The sequence below is a fragment of the Escherichia sp. WS3227_2 genome (assembly GCF_046486495.1).
GTDB lineage: Bacteria > Pseudomonadota > Gammaproteobacteria > Enterobacterales > Enterobacteriaceae > Escherichia > Escherichia coli.
Genome location: NZ_JBJQLG010000008.1, coordinates 24,405 through 47,376, shown reverse-complemented (window position 1 = coordinate 47,376; position 22,972 = coordinate 24,405). Strand labels below are relative to the sequence as shown.

The 22,972-nt window shown below is 49.4% G+C and carries 17 protein-coding genes and 1 pseudogene; 12 read left to right on the top strand and 6 right to left on the bottom strand.

The window, feature by feature from the left end; genetic code table 11:
• Nucleotides 1-4 precede the first annotated feature (4 nt).
• Nucleotides 5-631, bottom strand: coding sequence for an isochorismate family cysteine hydrolase YcaC (gene ycaC, locus ACJHXB_RS12760; RefSeq protein ID WP_000165876.1), 627 nt, complete (start codon nt 629-631; stop codon nt 5-7).
• 314 nt (nt 632-945) lie between these two features.
• On the opposite strand from ycaC, the gene ACJHXB_RS12755 reads away from it, so the two are divergent.
• The gene (locus ACJHXB_RS12755) at nt 946-2,094 is read left to right on the top strand and encodes an MFS transporter (protein ID WP_042096748.1); all 1,149 of its coding nucleotides are present in this window, start codon (nt 946-948) and stop codon (nt 2,092-2,094) included.
• A 209-nt stretch (nt 2,095-2,303) separates the two neighbouring features.
• Complete coding sequence (locus ACJHXB_RS12750) at nt 2,304-3,734, top strand: APC family permease (RefSeq protein WP_000918506.1); 1,431 nt, start codon at nt 2,304-2,306, stop codon at nt 3,732-3,734.
• On the opposite strand, the pseudogene ACJHXB_RS12745 reads toward ACJHXB_RS12750, so the two are convergent.
• The 5 genes and pseudogenes from ACJHXB_RS12745 to ycaO form a co-directional block, all read right to left on the bottom strand.
• Nucleotides 3,735-3,845, bottom strand: a pseudogene (locus ACJHXB_RS12745) (LysR family transcriptional regulator); the annotation flags it as partial.
• Nucleotides 3,846-3,943: 98 nt separating this feature from the next.
• Nucleotides 3,944-4,684 carry a pyruvate formate lyase 1-activating protein gene (pflA, locus tag ACJHXB_RS12740; protein ID WP_000111043.1) on the bottom strand — a complete coding sequence of 247 codons (741 nt, stop codon included), beginning with the start codon at nt 4,682-4,684 and terminating at the stop codon, nt 3,944-3,946.
• 191 nt (nt 4,685-4,875) lie between these two features.
• Nucleotides 4,876-7,158 carry a formate C-acetyltransferase gene (gene pflB / locus ACJHXB_RS12735; RefSeq protein ID WP_001292809.1) on the bottom strand — a complete coding sequence of 761 codons (2,283 nt, stop codon included), beginning with the start codon at nt 7,156-7,158 and terminating at the stop codon, nt 4,876-4,878.
• Between the two features lie 54 nt (nt 7,159-7,212).
• Nucleotides 7,213-8,070, bottom strand: coding sequence for a formate transporter FocA (focA, locus tag ACJHXB_RS12730; RefSeq protein ID WP_000642546.1), 858 nt, complete (start codon nt 8,068-8,070; stop codon nt 7,213-7,215).
• Nucleotides 8,071-8,475: 405 nt separating this feature from the next.
• Nucleotides 8,476-10,236: a 30S ribosomal protein S12 methylthiotransferase accessory factor YcaO gene (gene ycaO, locus ACJHXB_RS12725; protein WP_001469537.1), complete on the bottom strand. Its 1,761-nt coding sequence runs from the start codon at nt 10,234-10,236 to the stop codon at nt 8,476-8,478.
• A gap of 129 nt (nt 10,237-10,365) precedes the next feature.
• Here ycaO and ACJHXB_RS12720 point away from each other — a divergent pair, with 129 nt between their 5' ends.
• From ACJHXB_RS12720 to lpxK, 10 genes are all read left to right on the top strand, one after another.
• Nucleotides 10,366-11,058: a DUF421 domain-containing protein gene (locus tag ACJHXB_RS12720; RefSeq protein ID WP_000642852.1), complete on the top strand. Its 693-nt coding sequence runs from the start codon at nt 10,366-10,368 to the stop codon at nt 11,056-11,058.
• 198 nt (nt 11,059-11,256) lie between these two features.
• Nucleotides 11,257-12,345 (top strand): 3-phosphoserine/phosphohydroxythreonine transaminase, encoded by a 1,089-nt coding sequence (gene serC / locus ACJHXB_RS12715; RefSeq protein WP_000057132.1) that lies wholly within the window; start codon nt 11,257-11,259, stop codon nt 12,343-12,345.
• A 70-nt stretch (nt 12,346-12,415) separates the two neighbouring features.
• Nucleotides 12,416-13,699, top strand: a complete 1,284-nt coding sequence (gene aroA, locus ACJHXB_RS12710; RefSeq protein ID WP_000445213.1) for a 3-phosphoshikimate 1-carboxyvinyltransferase — start codon at nt 12,416-12,418, stop codon at nt 13,697-13,699.
• A 168-nt stretch (nt 13,700-13,867) separates the two neighbouring features.
• Nucleotides 13,868-14,632 (top strand): metallopeptidase YcaL, encoded by a 765-nt coding sequence (ycaL, locus tag ACJHXB_RS12705; protein WP_410233500.1) that lies wholly within the window; start codon nt 13,868-13,870, stop codon nt 14,630-14,632.
• Nucleotides 14,633-14,804: 172 nt separating this feature from the next.
• A complete protein-coding gene (gene cmk, locus ACJHXB_RS12700) occupies nt 14,805-15,488 on the top strand; it encodes a (d)CMP kinase (RefSeq protein ID WP_000125016.1) in 684 nt (227 codons plus the stop codon).
• Between the two features lie 110 nt (nt 15,489-15,598).
• A complete protein-coding gene (rpsA, locus tag ACJHXB_RS12695; protein ID WP_000140327.1) occupies nt 15,599-17,272 on the top strand; it encodes a 30S ribosomal protein S1 in 1,674 nt (557 codons plus the stop codon).
• Between the two features lie 159 nt (nt 17,273-17,431).
• The gene (gene ihfB / locus ACJHXB_RS12690) at nt 17,432-17,716 is read left to right on the top strand and encodes an integration host factor subunit beta (RefSeq protein WP_000167336.1); all 285 of its coding nucleotides are present in this window, start codon (nt 17,432-17,434) and stop codon (nt 17,714-17,716) included.
• A gap of 207 nt (nt 17,717-17,923) precedes the next feature.
• Nucleotides 17,924-20,188: a ComEC family protein gene (locus tag ACJHXB_RS12685; RefSeq protein WP_000705748.1), complete on the top strand. Its 2,265-nt coding sequence runs from the start codon at nt 17,924-17,926 to the stop codon at nt 20,186-20,188.
• A gap of 36 nt (nt 20,189-20,224) precedes the next feature.
• Nucleotides 20,225-21,973 carry a lipid A ABC transporter ATP-binding protein/permease MsbA gene (gene msbA / locus ACJHXB_RS12680; protein WP_000551266.1) on the top strand — a complete coding sequence of 583 codons (1,749 nt, stop codon included), beginning with the start codon at nt 20,225-20,227 and terminating at the stop codon, nt 21,971-21,973.
• Nucleotides 21,970-22,956 (top strand): tetraacyldisaccharide 4'-kinase, encoded by a 987-nt coding sequence (gene lpxK / locus ACJHXB_RS12675; RefSeq protein WP_000570552.1) that lies wholly within the window; start codon nt 21,970-21,972, stop codon nt 22,954-22,956. The genes msbA and lpxK overlap by 4 nt, the downstream gene beginning before the upstream one ends.
• The last annotated feature ends 16 nt before the right edge of the window (nt 22,957-22,972 follow it).

The window sequence follows — 22,972 nt, the reverse complement described above, 5'->3', positions numbered from 1 at the left end:
TCTTTTATTTCTGCTTCGTTAACGTGTCATAACTGGTCATCAAATTACGATAATCAGGAATATGGTTAGAGAACAACGTCGCCAGTCCTTCAATATCATTACGCCAGTCGCGATGCAGCTCGCACGCCACGCCGAACCATGTCATCAATTGCGCACCAGCTTGCGACATGCGATCCCATGCCGAATGCCGGGTAATTTCATTAAAGGTCCCTGACGCGTCAGTCACGACAAAGACGTCAAACCCTTCTTCAATGGCTGAAAGCGCCGGGAATGCCACGCAAACTTCGGTTACCACACCGGCAATAATTAACTGTTTTTTACCTGTCGCTTTGACTGCTTTTACAAAATCTTCGTTATCCCAGGCGTTAATATTGCCCGGGCGAGCAATGTAAGGTGCATCGGGGAATTGTGCTTTCAGTTCTGGAACTAATGGGCCGTTAGGACCGGTTTCAAAACTGGTGGTAAGAATAGTAGGTAAGTTGAAATACTTAGCCAGGTCGCCCAGCGCCAGCACGTTATTTTTAAACTTATCGGGTTCGATATCCCGTACAAGGGAAAGTAAACCAGCCTGGTGATCAACAAGCAAAACGGCAGCATCATTTTTATCAAGACGAACATACGGTTTGGTCATCCTCTTCTCCTTTCGAGAGTCAGTGGTACGTCTGAAATCGGTCAGACGCGATGCATTGCTCTGAAAGCATAGACGGGAAATATGAGTTTGCTTTGACCATGAAATTTTTCGACTGAACGAAGCGTATGAAATTTGTGTTAGATCAATAAAAACAATCAGATGAGATTAATCGTCTCTCCAGCATTAGCGTTATGAATGAGTAATATAAATCGATAATACCTCCGCTGCGATATGCGCGTATTTTCACCCATTGACAATGTTTTTGGCGGTGGCATGATGCGCATGAAATTTGAACTTCCTCACGGTTTTAATTCATGTCCACGTATACCCGGCCTGTCATGCTTTTGCTGTCTGGCCTGCTTTTGTTGACTCTGGCGATCGCAGTGTTAAATACACTCGTGCCGCTTTGGCTCGCCCAGGAACACATGTCCACATGGCAGGTAGGCGTTGTCAGCTCATCCTATTTTACCGGCAACCTGATCGGTACATTGCTGACAGGGTATGTCATTAAGCGCATTGGCTTTAACCGCAGCTATTATCTGGCCTCCTTCATTTTTGCCGCTGGCTGTGCCGGCCTTGGCCTGATGATTGGATTCTGGAGCTGGTTGGCTTGGCGTTTTGTCGCCGGCGTCGGCTGTGCCATGATTTGGGTGGTTGTTGAGAGCGCGCTGATGTGCAGTGGGACGTCACGTAACCGTGGGCGTTTGCTTGCTGCGTATATGATGGTTTATTACGTGGGAACGTTTTTAGGCCAGTTACTGGTCAGCAAAGTTTCAACCGAGCTGATGTCCGTATTGCCGTGGGTTACAGGTTTGACGTTGGCAGGGATCTTACCGCTGTTGTTTACGCGTGTGCTGAATCAGCAGGCTGAAAACCATGATTCGACGTCAATTACGTCAATGCTAAAACTCCGTCAGGCGCGGCTTGGCGTGAATGGCTGCATTATCTCTGGAATCGTTCTGGGATCTCTATATGGCCTGATGCCGCTGTACCTCAATCACAAAGGGGTGAGCAATGCCAGCATTGGTTTCTGGATGGCGGTACTGGTCAGTGCGGGTATCCTTGGACAATGGCCGATTGGACGTCTGGCGGATAAGTTTGGTCGACTGCTGGTGTTGCGTGTTCAGGTCTTTGTCGTCATTCTCGGCAGTATCGCGATGCTTAGCCAGGCGGCGATGGCCCCAGCGTTATTCATCCTCGGTGCCGCTGGCTTTACGCTATATCCGGTGGCGATGGCATGGGCTTGCGAGAAAGTTGAACATCATCAACTGGTGGCGATGAACCAGGCCTTACTGTTGAGCTATACCGTGGGAAGTCTGCTTGGCCCGTCATTTACTGCCATGCTAATGCAGAATTTCTCCGATAATTTATTGTTTATCATGATCGCCAGCGTATCGTTTATCTATTTGCTGATGCTGCTTCGCAACGCCGGTCATACGCCGAAACCCGTTGCTCACGTGTAAATGAATTCAAGCAGAGTGTGAACTTACTGTTTCACACTCTGCTTTTTTGTTTCTTCTATCTGACTTGCTTTATTCCAAATTTTATTCGTTTAAAAATAAAATGTGCAGCAGGTTATAATTTTGCATTTCGCTATTTCCGCACTTCTTATTTGCCGCGCATAATCCCTCGTTTTACAGATACCCCTTTAATTTTGGCGAAGGATTTGTCTATGGCTGGGAATGTTCAGGAAAAACAGCTGCGATGGTACAACATTGCGCTGATGTCTTTTATCACTGTCTGGGGTTTTGGCAACGTTGTTAATAACTATGCCAACCAGGGGCTGGTGGTTGTTTTTTCATGGGTGTTTATCTTTGCGCTCTATTTCACACCTTATGCGCTAATTGTTGGTCAGTTAGGCTCGACCTTCAAAGATGGGAAAGGCGGGGTCAGTACCTGGATTAAACACACGATGGGACCCGGACTGGCTTACCTCGCCGCGTGGACCTACTGGGTAGTGCATATTCCCTATCTGGCACAAAAACCCCAGGCAATACTGATTGCGCTCGGTTGGGCGATGAAAGGCGACGGTTCGTTAATCAAAGAATATTCAGTCGTAGCGTTACAGGGGTTAACGCTGGTGCTGTTTATCTTCTTTATGTGGGTTGCTTCACGCGGTATGAAATCGCTGAAAATCGTCGGTTCTGTGGCAGGGATTGCGATGTTTGTTATGTCGCTCCTGTATGTGGCGATGGCGGTAACCGCGCCTGCAATTACTGAAGTGCATATTGCGACCACAAACATTACCTGGGAAACGTTCATTCCTCATATCGACTTTACCTACATTACCACTATTTCAATGCTGGTTTTCGCGGTTGGCGGAGCAGAGAAGATTTCTCCTTACGTTAATCAAACGCGCAACCCAGGAAAAGAATTTCCAAAAGGGATGTTATGCCTGGCGGTGATGGTTGCGGTTTGTGCCATTCTGGGCTCACTGGCGATGGGGATGATGTTTGACTCGCGTAATATCCCGGATGACTTAATGACTAACGGTCAGTATTACGCCTTTCAGAAGCTGGGCGAGTATTACAACATGGGTAATACTTTAATGGTGATTTATGCCATTGCGAATACCCTGGGACAAGTAGCTGCGCTGGTATTCTCGATTGATGCGCCGCTTAAAGTGTTATTAGGCGATGCTGACAGCAAATATATTCCAGCCAGTTTATGTCGTACCAACGCTTCTGGTACGCCCGTTAATGGCTATTTTCTGACCCTGGTGCTGGTGGCGATCCTGATAATGCTGCCGACTCTCGGCATTGGTGATATGAACAATCTCTATAAATGGCTGTTGAATCTTAACTCGGTAGTGATGCCGCTGCGTTATTTATGGGTATTTGTTGCATTTATTGCAGTTGTTCGCCTGGCGCAGAAATATAAGCCGGAATATGTCTTTATTCGTAATAAGCCGCTGGCAATGACCGTCGGAATTTGGTGTTTTGCCTTTACCGCTTTTGCCTGCCTGACTGGTATTTTCCCGAAAATGGAAGCCTTCACCGCAGAGTGGACCTTCCAGTTGGCGCTGAATGTTGCAACGCCGTTTGTGCTGGTAGGATTAGGGCTGATATTCCCGCTGCTGGCGCGTAAAGCGAATAGCAAATAATTATTGTGGTCGGTGACGCTGACTCTGGCAGATCTGACCCGTTTTTACATAATCGAGAAATGCGCGCAAGCCGCAGGACATATACTGGCGGTTTGGGTAATACATTTGGAAGCTGTGCTGTAAGGGCGTTAGAAATAGAGCTCTGAATTATTTATGCAGCGCGGAATAAAAAAGCGGCAACTCAATAAAGTTGCCGCTTTATGGGGAAATTAGAACATTACCTTATGACCGTACTGCTCAAGAATGCCTTTCACGCGTTCCATGGTCTCTTTCTTCGGTGGTTTAACACCATCAAGTTTGTATTCTTCACCCATCGCCACCCATTTGTGTTTGCCCAGTTCGTGGTAGGGGAGAAGCTCGATTTTCTCAACGTTGCCCATATCACGGGTAAATTCACCGAGGCGATGCGCTGAATCGTCATCGTCAGACCAGCCTGGGACAACAACGTAGCGGATCCACACCTTCACATTTTTGTTCGCCAGATATTTGGCGAACTCCAGCGTGCGGTGGTTTGAAACTCCAACCAGATTTTGGTGGATCTCGTCGTTCATCTGTTTGAGATCGAGCATTACCAGGTCGGTTACTTCCAGCAGTTCATCAATCACCGGATCGTAACGACGAACAAAACCGTTGGTGTCCAGACAGGTATGAATGCCTTCTTTTTTGCAGGCGCGGAACCAGTCACGAACAAACTCAGCTTGCAGGATTGCTTCACCGCCGGATGCGGTAACGCCGCCGCCGGAAGCGTTCATAAAGTGGCGATAGGTCACCACCTCTTTCATTAAATCTTCAACGGTAACTTCTTTACCGCCATGCGTGTCCCAGGTGTCGCGGTTATGACAATACAGGCAGCGCATCAGGCAGCCCTGGAAAAAGGTGATAAAGCGAATACCCGGGCCGTCTACGGTTCCACAGGATTCAAAGGAGTGAATGCGACCAATAACTGACATTGCGGTGTTTCTCCAGATGTGGCCCATCTGAGGCCGTGTTGGTGCGCAGCTCGAAGGCTACGTCGAGTCTGTTTTGGCAGTCACCTTAAAGTATAGATAGCTGACAAAAAAGGCTCTCGTGCTAAAAAAGGCCCCACTTTCGTGGAGCCTTTATTGTACGCTTTTTACTGTACGATTTCAGTCAAATCTAATTACATAGATTGAGTGAAGGTACGAGTAATAACGTCCTGCTGCTGTTCTTTAGTCAGCGAGTTGAAACGTACTGCGTAGCCAGATACACGGATGGTCAGCTGCGGATATTTTTCCGGGTTTTCCATCGCGTCGAGCAGCATTTCACGGTTCATCACGTTAACGTTCAGGTGCTGACCACCTTCGATGGACGCTTCGTGGTGGAAGTAACCATCCATCAGACCAGCCAGGTTGGTCTTACGAACTTCGTCGTCTTTACCCAGTGCGTTCGGAACGATAGAGAAGGTGTAGGAGATACCATCTTTAGCGTAAGCAAACGGCAGTTTAGCAACGGAAGTCAGAGAGGCTACTGCACCTTTCTGGTCACGACCGTGCATCGGGTTAGCACCCGGTCCGAACGGCGCGCCAGCACGACGACCGTCTGGGGTGTTACCAGTTTTCTTACCATACACAACGTTAGAAGTGATGGTCAGAACAGACTGAGTCGGGATAGCGTCACGGTAGGTGTGCAGTTTCTGAATTTTCTTCATGAAACGTTCTACCAGGTCAACAGCCAGGTCATCTACACGCGGATCGTTGTTACCAAACTGCGGGTATTCGCCTTCGATTTCGAAGTCGATAGCCAGACCGTCTTCGTCACGAATCGGTTTAACTTTCGCATATTTGATTGCAGACAGGGAGTCAGCAGCAACGGACAGACCAGCGATACCACACGCCATGGTGCGGATAACGTCACGGTCGTGCAGCGCCATCAGAGAGGCTTCGTAGCTGTACTTGTCGTGCATGTAGTGGATGATGTTCAGTGCAGTGATGTACTGTTTAGCCAGCCAGTCCATGAAGTGATCCATGCGCTCCATCACTTCATCGTAGTTCAGGAGATCGCCTTTGATCGGCTCAGACTTCGGACCAACCTGCATTTTCAGTTTTTCGTCAACGCCGCCGTTGATTGCGTACAGCATGGTTTTCGCCAGGTTTGCACGCGCACCGAAGAACTGCATTTGTTTACCAACGATCATCGGGCTTACGCAGCAAGCGATAGCGTAGTCATCGTTGTTGAAGTCCGGACGCATCAGGTCATCGTTCTCATACTGCAGAGAAGAGGTGTCGATGGACACTTTAGCAGCGAATTTCTTGAAGTTCAGCGGCAGTTTTTCAGACCACAGAATGGTCATGTTCGGTTCCGGAGACGGACCCATGGTGTACAGGGTGTTCAGGAAACGGAAGCTGTTTTTGGTAACCAGGGTACGACCGTCGAGGCCCATACCACCGATAGATTCGGTTGCCCAGATCGGGTCGCCAGAGAACAGTTCATCGTATTCCGGAGTACGCAGGAAGCGAACCATACGCAGTTTCATGACCAGGTGGTCAACCATTTCCTGCGCTTCTTGTTCGGTGATCTTGCCAGCTTTCAGGTCACGTTCGATGTACACATCCAGGAAGGTGGAGGTACGACCGAAGGACATTGCAGCACCGTTCTGAGACTTAACAGCAGCCAGGTAGCCGAAGTAAGTCCACTGGATAGCTTCCTGAGCGTTGGTAGCCGGACCAGAGATGTCGTAGCCGTATTTCGCAGCCATTTCTTTCATCTGACCCAGAGCGCGGTGCTGTTCAGCGATTTCTTCGCGCAGACGGATAGTCTGTTCCAGGTTTACGCCGTTTTCCAGATCAGCCTGCAGAGAGGTGAACTGTGCAAGTTTGTCTTTCATCAGGTAGTCGATACCGTACAGCGCAACGCGACGGTAGTCACCGATGATACGACCACGGCCATAAGCATCTGGCAGACCGGTCAGAACACCGGATTTACGGCAACGCAGGATGTCCGGAGTGTAAACGTCGAACACGCCCTGGTTGTGAGTTTTACGGTATTCAGTGAAGATTTTTTTGATCATCGGGTCCAGTTCGCGGTTGTACGCTTTGCAGGAACCTTCGATCATTTTGATACCACCGAACGGGATAAGAGCACGTTTCAGCGGAGCTTCAGTCTGCAGACCAACAACTTTTTCCAACGCTTTGTTGATGTAGCCAGCGTCGTGAGAGGTGATGGTGGAAGCAACAGCGGTGTCAAAGTCAACTGGCGCGTGAGTGCGGTTTTCCAGTTTAACGCCTTCCATTACTTTGTCCCACAGGGTGGTGGTCGCTTCAGTAGCGCCAGCCAGGAAGGACTCGTCACCCTCGTACGGAGTGTAGTTTTTCTGAATGAAGTCACGGACGTTTACTTCATTCTGCCAGTCACCTTTGGTAAAACCTTCCCAGGCTGTGGCTAACTTTTCATTAAGCTCGGACATGTAACACCTACCTTCTTAAGTGGATTTTTTATTTACTGCGTACTTCGACAACCATTAATGGTGATCGTTTTCACGCAGATAAATGACCCAGTATGTCAACCCAACCAACAAACCACCGCCGATAATATTACCGATCGTAACCGGAATCAGGTTATCAGTGATGAAGTTCATCACGGTCAGGTGAGAAAAATTTTCCGGTGCAGAACCGACAGCGGTCCAGAATTCCGGAGATGCGAAGTCGCGGATTACAATACCCATCGGGATCATAAACATGTTTGCGATACTGTGCTCAAAACCGCTGGCAACAAACATCGCGACCGGCAGCACCATAATGAACGCTTTATCCATCAGGCTGCGGCCAGAATAACTCATCCATACTGCCAGACATACCATCAGGTTTGCCAGGATACCAAGACAGACGGCCTCAATAAAAGTATGGTGCACTTTGTGGTCGGCGGTTTGTAGGACGTTTAGTCCCCATTGACCATTCGCGGTCATATACTCGCCGGAAAGCCACATTAAAAGTACAAACAGCAGTGCGCCGACCAGGTTGCCAAAATAGACATTTAGCCAGTTTTTCGCCAACTGACCCCAGGTGATGCGCCCACTCGCCTTAGCAACAACAATCAACACTGTGGAAGTAAAGAGATCGGCTCCGCAGACAACACAAAGAATCAGCCCCAGAGAGAAGCAAATGCCGCCAACCAGTTTTGCCATGCCGAAGGGCATTGTTCCTGTGCCAGTGGTTGCTGTGATATAGAAGACGAATGCGATTGAGATGAAAACACCGGCGGTAATCGCCAGATAGAAAGTCTTAAGCGGATGTTTCGTTGCTTTATAGACACCTGCCTCTTCGGCCACTTTGGCCATTGCTGCAGGAAGTAAAAGATCAAAAGGGTTGTCAGCTTTCACACTAACTCTCTCTTTATTAAGTCGGCGACGAGATACTAACAAAGCATTATAGATGAGAAATTGATATAGATCATATCTCGCCTGGCTTATAGGCCCGTAACTCGCATGGTTTTTATGCAAATACGGAGTAAATATTTGATTATCCAAATAAAAATAAATTTTAAAAATTAACAAATGAGTTGAATTTTTTCCGCATCCTCCGCTAAAACAGTTAATTAAAAGGGAGCACCAGGCGAATAAAGTAACAATATCGATCGTATTTATTAAATACGAATTACCGATATTTAACTTTATAATTACAATTATTTTATTAATGCAAATATATGTAAAGCGGGGCATTAAAAAAACGCCCCGTAATATAACTCAGACGAATCATTAAGCCTACATTGCGTAGGCTATTTGATTTTATTTTGCCCAGAATGCTGCTTTGGCGCGCTGCAGCTTTTCGTAGGCCTTCAACAACGACTGATGTGCAGCAAACGCGTGCAGATCGCTATCTACTGGTTGCAAGCCATAAAACGCCGCTTCGCCGCTCATTGCCGCACTGGCGGCTTCCACGGCATCTGCGCCGTACATGCGAACAAACGCATTCAGATATTGCAGCGGCTGGCGATCTTCTTCCTGCGCCAGTAATAACAACGTTTGCAGGCAGCGATAATAGTTGGCGCGTTCCGGGCTGAATACCGATGAGTTAAACTCCATCGTCCATTCGGTCCAGACCAGAGCCTGTTCCAGATCGCCACCAGCCAGCGCCAGCATGGCTTTTAATTCTCCGATACGCAGGGTGTACCAACCGTTATCCGACCCGGTCGCCAGACCCAACAGCTCACGCACGCGAGTAAAGTCATCAAAACCTTCTTCATCCAGTTGCTCGATAAGGTTCAGGTAATCTTCTTTTTCCCACTCGCTGCCTGGTAACGAAAGAATCGTTTCACGTAAATGGCTGCCCATACTGTTATTCGCCAGCCACAGATCTTCAGCCGGATAAATATCGGACATGCCAGGCACGATAATACGGCAAGCATAAACGCCCAGATGCTCGTAATCGGCAATATAAACTTCTTTATCTTCTTTGTTGAAGATAGCCATCAGCGTAGCAAACTCTTCTTCCGTAGTGCCGGAGAAATTCCAGTCCACAAACGGATAATCGGCATCCTGCTTGAACAGGTCCCAGGAGATTAAACCGCTGGAATCGATAAAGTGCGTTTCGAGGTTGGTATGTTCAGCAACTTCTTCATCATCGAAGGTTGGCGGAGTAAACACATCCAAATCTTTCAGGCCACGACCTTGCAGCAGCTCGGTCACGGTACGTTCCAGTGCTACGCCAAAATCAGGATGCGCACCGAAAGAGGCAAAGCAGGTACCATTAGCAGGATTGAACAGTACCACGCAAATCACCGGATACTGGCCGCCAAGCGAACCATCATAAGCAAAGATTGGGAAACCTTCTGCTTCCAGCGTTTCGATGGCTTCAACCACCGCTGGGTAACGCGCCAGCACGTCTGCTGGGATTTCCGGCAAGCTGATGCTTTCAGCAATAATGCGGTTTTTCACGTAGCGTTCGAAAACTTCGGACAACCCCTGAACGCGTGCTTCGTTTCGGGTATTGCCAGCGGACATACCGTTAGAAACGTACAGGTTACCAATGATATTCATCGGAATATAAACGATCTGATTGTCGGACTGGCGCGTAAACGGCAGACCGCAAATACCACGATCTTCGTTACCGGATTGTAGGTCAATCAGCATGCTGCCGGTCAGTTCATTCTCCGGATCGTAAAATGCGCGCAGACGGTCATCGAGCAGCCCTTCTGGTACATCGTCGTTTTCGGTCAGTGGGAACCATTTTTCGTTGGGATAATGCACGAATGGACCGTTGGCGATGGTTTCGCCCAGCCAGAAGTCAGCAAAAAAGTAGTTGGTAGACAGACGCTCGAAATATTCGCCGAGTGCAGAAGCCAGCGCCGCTTTTTTGGTTGCGCCTTTACCGTTGGTAAAACACAGTGCGCACTCTTTGTCGCGAATATGTACAGACCAGACGTTAGGCACGGGATTCAGCCAAGAGGCCTCTTCAATCTGAAAACCGAGGTCTGAAAGTTTTTGCTGGAAGCGAGCGATGGAATCTTCCAGAGCGGCATCTTTGCCGGGGATAAATGTTTGCGTCATGAAAATCACTTTAGTCGTACGGAAAGCGCGCAATAATACGGGTTTTATCTCAAAGGCGCTATCACCGCCGCCATGCCGATGAACTGTTGACTATGCTTTTAGTGGATAAACCACGATAAGAGCATAAAAATGAAGGCGTTTGATCTCCACCGTATGGCATTTGATAAAGTGCCTTTTGATTTCCTTGGCGAAGTGGCACTACGTAGTCTTTATACCTTTGTACTGGTTTTTTTGTTCCTCAAAATGACCGGAAGACGCGGTGTGCGGCAGATGTCGCTTTTTGAAGTGTTAATCATTCTGACGCTGGGATCAGCGGCGGGAGATGTGGCGTTTTATGATGATGTGCCGATGGTCCCGGTACTTATCGTCTTTATTACTCTGGCGTTGTTATACCGCCTGGTAATGTGGTTGATGGCGCACAGTGAAAAACTGGAAGATCTTCTGGAAGGCAAGCCAGTTGTCATTATTGAAGATGGCGAGCTGGCCTGGTCAAAACTCAATAACTCCAACATGACGGAATTTGAGTTCTTTATGGAGCTACGATTGCGCGGTGTAGAGCAGTTGGGGCAAGTACGTCTGGCGATTCTCGAAACCAACGGGCAAATCAGTGTCTATTTCTTTGAAGATGACAAGGTGAAACCGGGCTTACTTATTTTACCCAGTGACTGTACTCAGCGTTACAAAGTGGTACCTGAGTCGGCGGACTATGCCTGCATTCGTTGCAGTGAAATCATTCATATGAACGCGGGGGAAAAACAATTATGTCCGCGCTGTGCAAATCCAGAATGGACGAAGGCAAGTCGGGCAAAACGGGTGACGTGACAGTAAAAACATCGGCTTTTTGCTAATAATCCGAGAGATTCTTTTGTGTGATGCAAGCCACATTTTTGCCCTCAACGGTTTTACTCATTGCGATGTGTGTCACTGAATGATAAAACCGATAGCCACAGGAATAATGTATTACCTGTGGTCGCAATCGATTGACCGCGGGTTAATAGCAACGCAACGTGGTGAGGGGAAATGGCTCAAATCTTCAATTTTAGTTCTGGTCCGGCAATGTTACCGGCAGAGGTGCTTAAACAGGCTCAACAGGAACTGCGCGACTGGAACGGTCTTGGTACGTCGGTGATGGAAGTGAGTCACCGTGGCAAAGAGTTCATTCAGGTTGCAGAGGAAGCCGAGAAGGATTTTCGCGATCTTCTTAACATCCCCTCCAACTACAAAGTATTGTTCTGCCATGGCGGCGGTCGCGGTCAGTTTGCTGCTGTTCCGCTGAATATTCTCGGTGATAAAACCACCGCAGATTATGTTGATGCCGGTTACTGGGCGGCAAGTGCCATTAAAGAAGCGAAAAAATACTGCACGCCTAATGTCTTCGACGCCAAAGTGACTGTTGATGGTCTGCGCGCGGTTAAGCCAATGCGCGAATGGCAACTCTCTGATAATGCTGCTTATATGCATTACTGCCCGAATGAAACCATCGACGGTATCGCTATCGACGAAACGCCAGACTTCGGCAAAGATGTGGTGGTCGCCGCCGACTTCTCTTCAACCATTCTTTCCCGTCCGATTGACGTCAGCCGTTATGGTGTAATTTACGCTGGCGCGCAGAAAAATATCGGCCCGGCTGGCCTGACAATCGTCATCGTTCGTGAAGATTTGCTGGGCAAAGCGAATATCGCGTGTCCGTCGATTCTGGATTATTCCATTCTCAACGATAACGACTCCATGTTTAACACGCCGCCGACATTTGCCTGGTATCTGTCTGGTCTGGTCTTTAAATGGCTGAAAGCGAACGGCGGTGTAGCTGCAATGGATAAAATCAATCAGCAAAAAGCAGAACTGCTGTATGGGGTGATTGATAACAGCGATTTCTACCGCAATGACGTGGCGAAAGCTAACCGTTCGCGGATGAACGTGCCGTTCCAGTTGGCGGACAGTGCGCTTGACAAATTGTTCCTTGAAGAGTCTTTTGCTGCTGGCCTTCATGCGCTGAAAGGTCACCGTGTGGTCGGCGGAATGCGCGCGTCTATTTATAACGCCATGCCGCTGGAAGGCGTTAAAGCGCTGACAGACTTCATGGTTGAGTTCGAACGCCGTCACGGCTAATGCCGAAATTTTGCTTAATCCCCACAGCCAGCCTGTGGGGTTTTTATTTCTGTTGTAGAGAGTTGAGTTCATGGAATCCCTGACGTTACAACCCATCGCTCGTGTCGATGGCACTATTAATCTGCCCGGTTCCAAGAGCGTTTCTAACCGCGCTTTATTGCTGGCGGCATTAGCACACGGCAAAACAGTATTAACCAATCTGCTGGATAGCGATGACGTGCGCCATATGCTGAATGCATTAGCAGCGTTAGGGGTAAGCTATACGCTTTCAGCTGATCGTACGCGTTGCGAAATCATCGGTAACGGCGGTCCATTACACGCAGAAGGTGCCCTGGAGTTGTTCCTCGGTAACGCCGGAACGGCAATGCGTCCGCTGGCGGCAGCTCTTTGTCTGGGTAGCAATGATATTGTGCTGACCGGTGAACCGCGTATGAAAGAACGCCCCATTGGTCATCTGGTGGATGCGCTGCGCCTGGGCGGGGCGAAGATCACTTACCTGGAACAAGAAAATTATCCACCATTGCGTTTACAGGGCGGCTTTACTGGCGGCAACGTTGAAGTTGATGGCTCCGTTTCCAGCCAGTTCCTCACCGCACTGTTAATGACTGCGCCTCTTGCGCCGGAAGATACGGTGATTCGTATTAAAGGCGATCTGGTTTCTAAACCTTACATCGACATCACACTCAATCTGATGAAGACGTTTGGTGTTGAAATTGAAAATCAGCACTATCAACAATTTGTCGTTAAAGGCGGGCAGTCTTATCAGTCTCCGGGTACTTATTTGGTCGAAGGCGATGCATCTTCCGCTTCTTACTTTCTGGCAGCAGCAGCAATCAAAGGCGGCACTGTAAAAGTGACCGGTATTGGACGTAACAGTATGCAGGGTGATATTCGCTTTGCTGATGTGCTGGAAAAAATGGGCGCGACCATTTGCTGGGGCGACGATTATATTTCCTGCACGCGTGGTGAACTGAACGCTATTGATATGGATATGAACCATATTCCCGATGCGGCGATGACCATTGCCACGGCGGCGTTATTTGCAAAAGGCACCACCACGCTGCGCAATATCTATAACTGGCGTGTTAAAGAGACCGATCGCCTGTTTGCGATGGCAACAGAACTGCGTAAAGTTGGTGCGGAAGTAGAAGAGGGGCACGATTACATTCGTATCACTCCACCGGAAAAACTGAACTTTGCCGAGATCGCGACATACAATGATCACCGGATGGCGATGTGTTTCTCGCTGGTGGCGTTGTCAGATACACCAGTGACGATTCTTGATCCCAAATGCACGGCCAAAACATTTCCGGATTATTTTGAGCAGCTGGCGCGGATTAGCCAGGCAGCCTGAATGAACAACGTGCAATAAATAGCCAAATCTTTCTTTATCAAAACGTCGGTACATTGCCGGCGTTTTTTTTCGGACCTTGTGAGTCATTTTGATTAATGGTAGCGTCGTTTGTCAATGTAAGCTATTGATACATAATATTTATATATGATTAATCAACGGATGATTCACATGAAGAATACTAAATTACTGCTGGCGATTGCGGCCTCTGCAGCATTACTGACAGAGTGTCAAAATACCCACGGTATTGATACCAATATGGCTATCAGCTCAGGTTTAAATGCCTATAAAGCAGCAACGTTAAGCGATGCTGATGCAAAAGCGATTGCCAATCAGGGCTGTGCCGAAATGGACAGCGGCAATCAAGTCGCAAGTAAATCCAGCAAGTACGGTAAACGTCTGGCAAAAATCGCCAAAGCATTGGGTAACAATATTAATGGCACGCCGGTCAACTATAAGGTTTATATGACCAGCGACGTCAACGCATGGGCGATGGCGAACGGCTGTGTTCGTGTCTACAGTGGCCTGATGGACATGATGAACGACAACGAAATTGAAGGCGTTCTGGGTCATGAACTGGGCCACGTCGCGTTGGGTCACTCGCTGGCTGAAATGAAAGCTTCTTATGCGATCGTTGCCGCACGTGATGCGATTTCCGCTACCAGCGGTGTGGCTTCCCAGCTTTCTCGCTCACAATTAGGTGATATCGCAGAAGGCGCGATCAATGCTAAATACTCCCGCGATAAAGAGTCCGAAGCAGATGATTTCTCCTTTGATCTGTTGAAGAAACGTGGCATCAGCACCCAGGGGCTGGTTGGCAGCTTTGAAAAATTGGCCAGCCTGGATGGCGGTCGTACCCAGTCCATGTTTGACTCTCACCCACCATCAACAGAGCGTGCGCAACACATACGTGATCGTATCGCCTCTGGTAAGTAAATCATTGTCATCTTTCGGGCTGGTCTTCTGCCAGCCCGCTATAATTGCGCAATAAATCCCCATCTGAATACAGACAAAACTGGTTTTTGCACACAACGTTAACGATTTGTGGCGTCGGCGCGTATAATGCGCGCGGTTATGTTAACGGTACGCCTGTTTTAAGGAGATAAAGATGACGGCAATTGCCCCGGTTATTACCATTGATGGCCCAAGCGGTGCAGGGAAAGGCACCTTGTGTAAGGCTATGGCGGAAGCGTTGCAATGGCATCTGCTGGATTCGGGTGCAATTTATCGCGTACTGGCACTGGCGGCATTACATCACCATGTTGATGTTGCTTCGGAAGATGCGCTGGTGCCGCTGGCATCCCATCTGGATGTACGTTTTGTGTCGACCAATGGCAATCTGGAAGTGATCCTCGAAGGGGAAGATGTCAGCGGCGAAATTCGTACTCAGGAAGTGGCGAATGCTGCTTCACAAGTCGCGGCATTCCCACGCGTTCGTGAAGCATTATTGCGTCGCCAACGCGCGTTTCGCGAATTACCAGGCCTGATTGCCGATGGCCGCGACATGGGAACGGTGGTATTCCCTGATGCGCCAGTGAAAATTTTCCTTGACGCCTCCTCGGAAGAACGTGCGCATCGCCGCATGCTACAGTTGCAGGAGAAGGGCTTTAGTGTTAACTTTGAGCGCCTTTTGGCCGAGATCAAAGAACGCGACGACCGCGATCGTAACCGAGCGGTAGCGCCACTGGTTCCGGCAGCCGATGCTTTAGTGTTGGATTCCACCACCTTAAGCATTGAGCAAGTGATTGAAAAAGCGCTACAATACGCGCGCCAGAAATTGGCTCTCGCATAAGCGACCGAATTTGCAGTACCCCCGTTGCAATGGAATGACAGCGGGTATGTTAAACAACCCCATCCGGCATGGAGCCAGGTGGACGTTAAATATAAACCTGAAGATTAAACATGACTGAATCTTTTGCTCAACTCTTTGAAGAGTCCTTAAAAGAAATCGAAACCCGCCCGGGTTCTATCGTTCGTGGCGTTGTTGTTGCTATCGACAAAGACGTAGTACTGGTTGACGCTGGTCTGAAATCTGAGTCCGCCATCCCGGCTGAGCAGTTCAAAAACGCCCAGGGCGAGCTGGAAATCCAGGTAGGTGACGAAGTTGACGTTGCTCTGGACGCAGTAGAAGACGGCTTCGGTGAAACTCTGCTGTCCCGTGAGAAAGCTAAACGTCACGAAGCCTGGATCACGCTGGAAAAAGCTTACGAAGATGCTGAAACTGTTACCGGTGTTATCAACGGCAAAGTTAAGGGCGGCTTCACTGTTGAGCTGAACGGTATTCGTGCGTTCCTGCCAGGTTCTCTGGTAGACGTTCGTCCGGTGCGTGACACTCTGCACCTGGAAGGCAAAGAGCTTGAATTCAAAGTAATCAAGCTGGATCAGAAGCGCAACAACGTTGTTGTTTCTCGTCGTGCCGTTATCGAATCCGAAAACAGCGCAGAGCGCGATCAGCTGCTGGAAAACCTGCAGGAAGGCATGGAAGTTAAAGGTATCGTTAAGAACCTCACTGACTACGGTGCATTCGTTGATCTGGGCGGCGTTGACGGCCTGCTGCACATCACTGACATGGCCTGGAAACGCGTTAAGCATCCGAGCGAAATCGTCAACGTGGGCGACGAAATCACTGTTAAAGTGCTGAAGTTCGACCGCGAACGTACCCGTGTATCCCTGGGCCTGAAACAGCTGGGCGAAGATCCGTGGGTAGCTATCGCTAAACGTTATCCGGAAGGTACCAAACTGACTGGTCGCGTGACCAACCTGACCGACTACGGCTGCTTCGTTGAAATCGAAGAAGGCGTTGAAGGCCTGGTACACGTTTCCGAAATGGATTGGACCAACAAAAACATCCACCCGTCCAAAGTTGTTAACGTTGGCGATGTAGTGGAAGTTATGGTTCTGGATATCGACGAAGAACGTCGTCGTATCTCCCTGGGTCTGAAACAGTGCAAAGCTAACCCGTGGCAGCAGTTCGCGGAAACCCACAACAAGGGTGACCGTGTTGAAGGTAAAATCAAGTCTATCACTGACTTCGGTATCTTCATCGGCCTGGACGGCGGCATCGACGGCCTGGTTCACCTGTCTGACATCTCCTGGAACGTTGCAGGCGAAGAAGCAGTTCGTGAATACAAAAAAGGCGACGAAATCGCTGCAGTTGTTCTGCAGGTTGACGCAGAACGTGAACGTATCTCCCTGGGCGTTAAACAGCTCGCAGAAGATCCGTTCAACAACTGGGTTGCTCTGAACAAGAAAGGCGCTATCGTAACCGGTAAAGTAACTGCAGTTGACGCTAAAGGCGCAACCGTAGAACTGGCTGACGGCGTTGAAGGTTACCTGCGTGCTTCTGAAGCATCCCGTGACCGCGTTGAAGACGCTACCCTGGTTCTGAGCGTTGGCGACGAAGTTGAAGCTAAATTCACCGGCGTTGATCGTAAAAACCGCGCAATCAGCCTGTCTGTTCGTGCGAAAGACGAAGCTGACGAGAAAGATGCAATCGCAACTGTTAACAAACAGGAAGATGCAAACTTCTCCAACAACGCAATGGCTGAAGCTTTCAAAGCAGCTAAAGGCGAGTAATTCTCTGACTCTTCGGGATTTTTATTCCGAAGTTTGTTGAGTTTACTTGACAGATTGCAGGTTTCGTCCTGTAATCAAGCACTAAGGGCGGCTACGGCCGCCCTTAATCAATGCAGCAACAGCAGCCGCTAAATTTGCCTTTAAGGAACCGGAGGAATCATGACCAAGTCAGAATTGATAGAAAGACTTGCCACCCAGCAATCGCACATTCCCGCCAAGACGGTTGAAGATGCAGTAAAAGAGATGCTGGAGCATATGGCCTCGACTCTTGCGCAGGGCGAGCGTATTGAAATCCGCGGTTTCGGCAGTTTCTCTTTGCACTACCGCGCACCACGTACCGGACGTAATCCGAAGACTGGCGATAAAGTAGAACTGGAAGGAAAATACGTTCCTCACTTTAAACCAGGTAAAGAACTGCGCGATCGCGCCAATATTTACGGTTAAGTTTTTACTCAAACTTGAACGCGAGAAAAGCACCTGTCGGGTGCTTTTTTCATTTCTCTAATCTGGAACTGGAAGCAGCCTCGCAGAGTTTTGAACAGTTTTCACCCTCTCGTTAAATTCTTCTGAACGTGCCTCGGGGAACGCAAAACTCCCACCAGACAACCGCTCAACAAAGTTGCACACTTTCCATAAACAGGGGAGGGGTGCATGAAAATAACGACAGTCGGCGTATGCATAATTTGCGGAATTTTTCCGTTGCTGGTTTTGCCCCAATTGCCTGGGACATTAACCCTTGCGTTTCTGACTGTCTTCGCCTGCGTACTGGTATTTATCCCTTTTAAAGCCGTCCGTTATATCGCGCTGACGTTGCTGTTTTTTCTTTGGGGCATATCAGCGGCAAAGCAAATTTTGTGGGCAGGAGAAACCTTAACTGGCGCGACGCAGGATGCAATAGTTGAGATCACTGCTACTGACGGCATGACCACTCATTACGGTCAAATCACTCATCTACAAAGTCGACGTATATTCCCTGCGCCAGGCCTTGTGCTGTATGGCGAATATCTCCCGCAAGCGGTTTGTGCCGGACAACTATGGTCAATGAAACTCAAAGTTCGTGCAGTTCATGGCCAACTTAATGATGGCAGCTTTGATAGCCAGCGTTATGCCATTGCCCAGCATCAGCCGCTGACCGGTCGCTTTCTGCAGGCAAGTGTCATTGAACCGAATTGTAGCCTGCGTGCACAGTATCTGGCGTCATTACAAACAACGCTGCAACCCTATCCGTGGAATGCAGTTATTCTTGGTTTAGGTATGGGGGAACGGTTATCCGTTCCCAAAGAAATCAAAAATATCATGCGCGATACTGGAACGGCGCATTTAATGGCGATATCGGGATTGCATATCGCTTTTGCGGCGTTGCTGGCTGCCGGACTCATTCGCGGTGGGCAAGTTTTTCTGCCTGGGCGCTGGATCCACTGGCAAATGCCATTAATTGGCGGAATCTGCTGTGCTGCTTTTTATGCCTGGCTGACTGGGATGCAACCTCCTGCATTGCGTACCGTGGTGGCGCTTGCCATGTGGGGAATGCTTAAGTTAAGTGGGCGACAATGGAGTGGCTGGGATGTATGGATATGTTGTCTGGCGGCAATTTTGCTGATGGATCCTGTTGCCATTCTCTCGCAAAGTTTATGGCTCTCTGCCGCTGCGGTCGCGGCACTGATTTTTTGGTATCAGTGGTTTCCCTGTCCTGAGTGGCAACTGCCGCCGGTATTGCGTGCAGTTGTTTCCCTCATCCATCTGCAACTGGGAATCACACTTCTGCTTATGCCCGTGCAAATCGTCATATTTCATGGCATTAGTCTGACCTCGTTTATTGCAAATCTATTTGCAATTCCCTTGGTGACATTTATAACGGTTCCGTTGATCCTCGCTGCGATGGTTGTGCATTTAAGCGGGCCGTTAATCCTGGAGCAAGGGTTATGGTTTCTTGCCGACCGGTCTTTGGCTCTACTTTTCTGGGGGTTAAAGAGTTTGCCTGAAGGGTGGATCAACATTGCTGAACGTTGGCAATGGTTAACATTTTCCCCATGGTTCTTACTGGTGGTATGGCGATTAAACGCCTGGCGAACGTTGCCAGCAATGTGTGTGGCTGGAGGCTTGCTGATGTGCTGGCCGCTGTGGCAAAAACCTCGACCTGACGAGTGGCAGGTGTACATGCTTGATGTCGGGCAAGGGCTGGCAATGGTGATAGCCAGAAACGGCAAAGCGATTCTCTATGACACGGGACTGGCCTGGCCTGAAGGAGATAGTGGGCAACAACTGATTATCCCCTGGCTCCACTGGCATAATCTTGAACCGGAAGGCGTTATTCTGAGCCATGAACATCTGGATCACCGGGGAGGGCTGGATTCAATATTGCATATATGGCCGATGTTATGGATCAGAAGTCCGTTAAACTGGGAACATCATCAGCCCTGTGTGCGTGGCGAAGCGTGGCAATGGCAAGGATTGCGTTTCAGCGCGCACTGGCCTTTACAAGGTAGCAACGATAAAGGAAATAACCATTCCTGTGTGGTTAAGATTGATGACGGGACGAATAGCATTCTTCTAACCGGTGATATTGAAGCCCCCGCTGAACAAAAGATGCTAAGCCGTTACTGGCAGCAAGTGCAAGCAACATTACTTCAGGTACCTCACCATGGCAGTAATACCTCATCATCGTTGCCATTAATTCAGCGAGTGAATGGAAAAGTGGCACTCGCATCGGCATCGCGCTATAACGCATGGCGATTGCCCTCAAGCAAAGTTAAACATCGCTATCAACAACAGGGTTATAAGTGGCTTGATACTCCTCATCAGGGGCAAATAACGGTCAATTTTTCAGCACAAGGCTGGCGGATTAGCAGCCTCAGGGAGCAAATTTTACCTCGTTGGTATCATCAGTGGTTTGGCGTGCCAGTGGATAACGGGTAGAATATGCGGCTATTTCAACAAATGCTGGTTTTTTGAATGCATAACGACAAAGATCTCTCTACGTGGCAGACATTCCGCCGACTGTGGCCAACCATTGCGCCTTTTAAAGCGGGTCTGATCGTGGCGGGCGTAGCGTTAATCCTCAACGCAGCCAGCGATACCTTCATGTTATCGCTCCTTAAGCCACTTCTTGATGATGGCTTTGGTAAAACAGATCGCTCCGTGCTGGTGTGGATGCCGCTGGTGGTGATCGGGCTGATGATTTTACGTGGTATCACCAGCTATGTCTCCAGCTACTGTATCTCCTGGGTATCAGGAAAGGTGGTAATGACTATGCGTCGCCGCCTGTTTGGTCACATGATGGGAATGCCTGTTTCATTTTTTGACAAACAGTCAACGGGTACGCTGTTGTCACGTATCACCTACGATTCCGAACAGGTTGCTTCTTCTTCTTCCGGCGCACTGATTACTGTTGTGCGTGAAGGTGCGTCGATCATCGGCCTGTTCATCATGATGTTTTATTACAGTTGGCAACTGTCGATCATTTTGATTGTGCTGGCACCGATTGTTTCGATTGCGATTCGCGTTGTATCGAAGCGTTTTCGCAACATCAGTAAAAACATGCAGAACACCATGGGGCAGGTGACCACCAGCGCAGAACAAATGCTGAAGGGCCACAAAGAAGTATTGATTTTCGGTGGTCAGGAAGTGGAAACGAAACGCTTCGATAAAGTCAGTAACCGAATGCGTCTTCAGGGGATGAAAATGGTTTCAGCCTCTTCCATCTCTGATCCGATCATTCAGCTGATCGCCTCTTTGGCGCTGGCGTTTGTTCTGTATGCGGCGAGCTTCCCAAGTGTTATGGATAACCTGACTGCCGGTACGATTACCGTTGTTTTCTCTTCAATGATTGCACTGATGCGTCCACTGAAATCGCTGACCAACGTTAACGCCCAGTTCCAGCGCGGTATGGCGGCTTGTCAGACGCTGTTTACCATTCTGGACAGTGAGCAGGAGAAAGACGAAGGTAAGCGCGTGATCGAGCGTGCGACTGGCGACGTGGAATTCCGCAATGTCACCTTTACTTATCCGGGACGTGACGTGCCCGCATTGCGTAACATCAACCTGAAAATTCCGGCAGGGAAGACGGTTGCTCTGGTTGGACGCTCTGGTTCAGGTAAATCAACCATCGCCAGCCTAATCACACGTTTTTACGATATTGATGAAGGCGAAATCCTGATGGATGGTCACGATCTGCGCGAGTATACCCTGGCGTCGTTACGTAACCAGGTTGCTCTGGTGTCGCAGAATGTCCATCTGTTTAACGATACGGTTGCCAACAACATTGCTTACGCACGGACTGAACAGTACAGCCGTGAGCAAATTGAAGAAGCGGCGCGTATGGCCTACGCCATGGACTTCATCAATAAGATGGATAACGGTCTCGATACAGTGATTGGTGAAAACGGCGTGCTGCTCTCTGGCGGTCAGCGTCAGCGTATTGCCATCGCTCGAGCCTTGTTGCGTGATAGCCCGATTCTGATTCTGGACGAAGCTACCTCGGCGCTGGATACCGAATCTGAACGTGCGATTCAGGCGGCACTGGATGAGTTGCAGAAAAACCGTACCTCTCTGGTGATTGCCCACCGCTTGTCTACCATTGAAAAGGCAGACGAAATCGTGGTCGTCGAGGATGGTGTCATTGTGGAACGCGGTACGCATAACGATTTGCTTGAGCACCGTGGCGTTTACGCGCAACTTCACAAAATGCAGTTTGGCCAATGATCGAAAAAATCTGGTCTGGTGAATCCCCTTTGTGGCGGCTATTGCTGCCACTCTCCTGGTTGTATGGCCTGGTGAGTGGCGCGATCCGTCTTTGCTATAAACTAAAACTGAAGCGCGCCTGGCGTGCCCCCGTACCGGTTGTCGTGGTTGGTAATCTCACCGCAGGCGGCAACGGAAAAACCCCGGTCGTTGTCTGGCTGGTGGAACAGTTGCAACAGCGCGGTATTCGCGTGGGGGTCGTATCGCGGGGATATGGTGGTAAGGCTGAATCTTATCCGCTGTTATTGTCGGCAGATACCACCACAGCACAGGCGGGTGATGAACCTGTGTTGATTTATCAACGCACTGGCGCGCCCGTTGCGGTTTCTCCCGTGCGTTCTGATGCGGTAAAAGCCATTCTGGCGCAACACCCTGATGTGCAGATCATCGTAACCGACGACGGTTTACAGCATTACCGTCTGGCGCGTGATGTGGAAATTGTCGTTATTGATGGTGTGCGTCGCTTTGGCAATGGTTGGTGGTTGCCGGCGGGGCCAATGCGTGAGCGAGCGGGGCGCTTAAAGTCGGTTGATGCGGTAATCGTCAACGGCGGTGTCCCCCGCAGCGGTGAAATCCCCATGCATCTGCTGCCGGGTCAGGCGGTGAATTTACGTACCGGTACGCGTTGTGAAGTTGCTCAGCTTGAACATGTAGTGGCGATGGCGGGGATTGGACATCCGCCGCGCTTTTTTGCCACGCTGAAGATGTGTGGCGTACAACCGGAAAAATGTGTACCGCTGGCCGATCATCAGTCTTTGAATCATGCGGATGTCAGCGCGTTGGTAAGCGCCGGGCAAACGCTGGTAATGACTGAAAAAGATGCGGTGAAATGCCGGGCCTTTGCAGAAGAAAATTGGTGGTATTTGCCTGTAGACGCACAGCTTTCAGGTGATGAACCAGCGAAACTGCTTGCGCAACTAACCTCGCTGGCTTCTGGCAACTAGTTACGCCGCGGCAGCG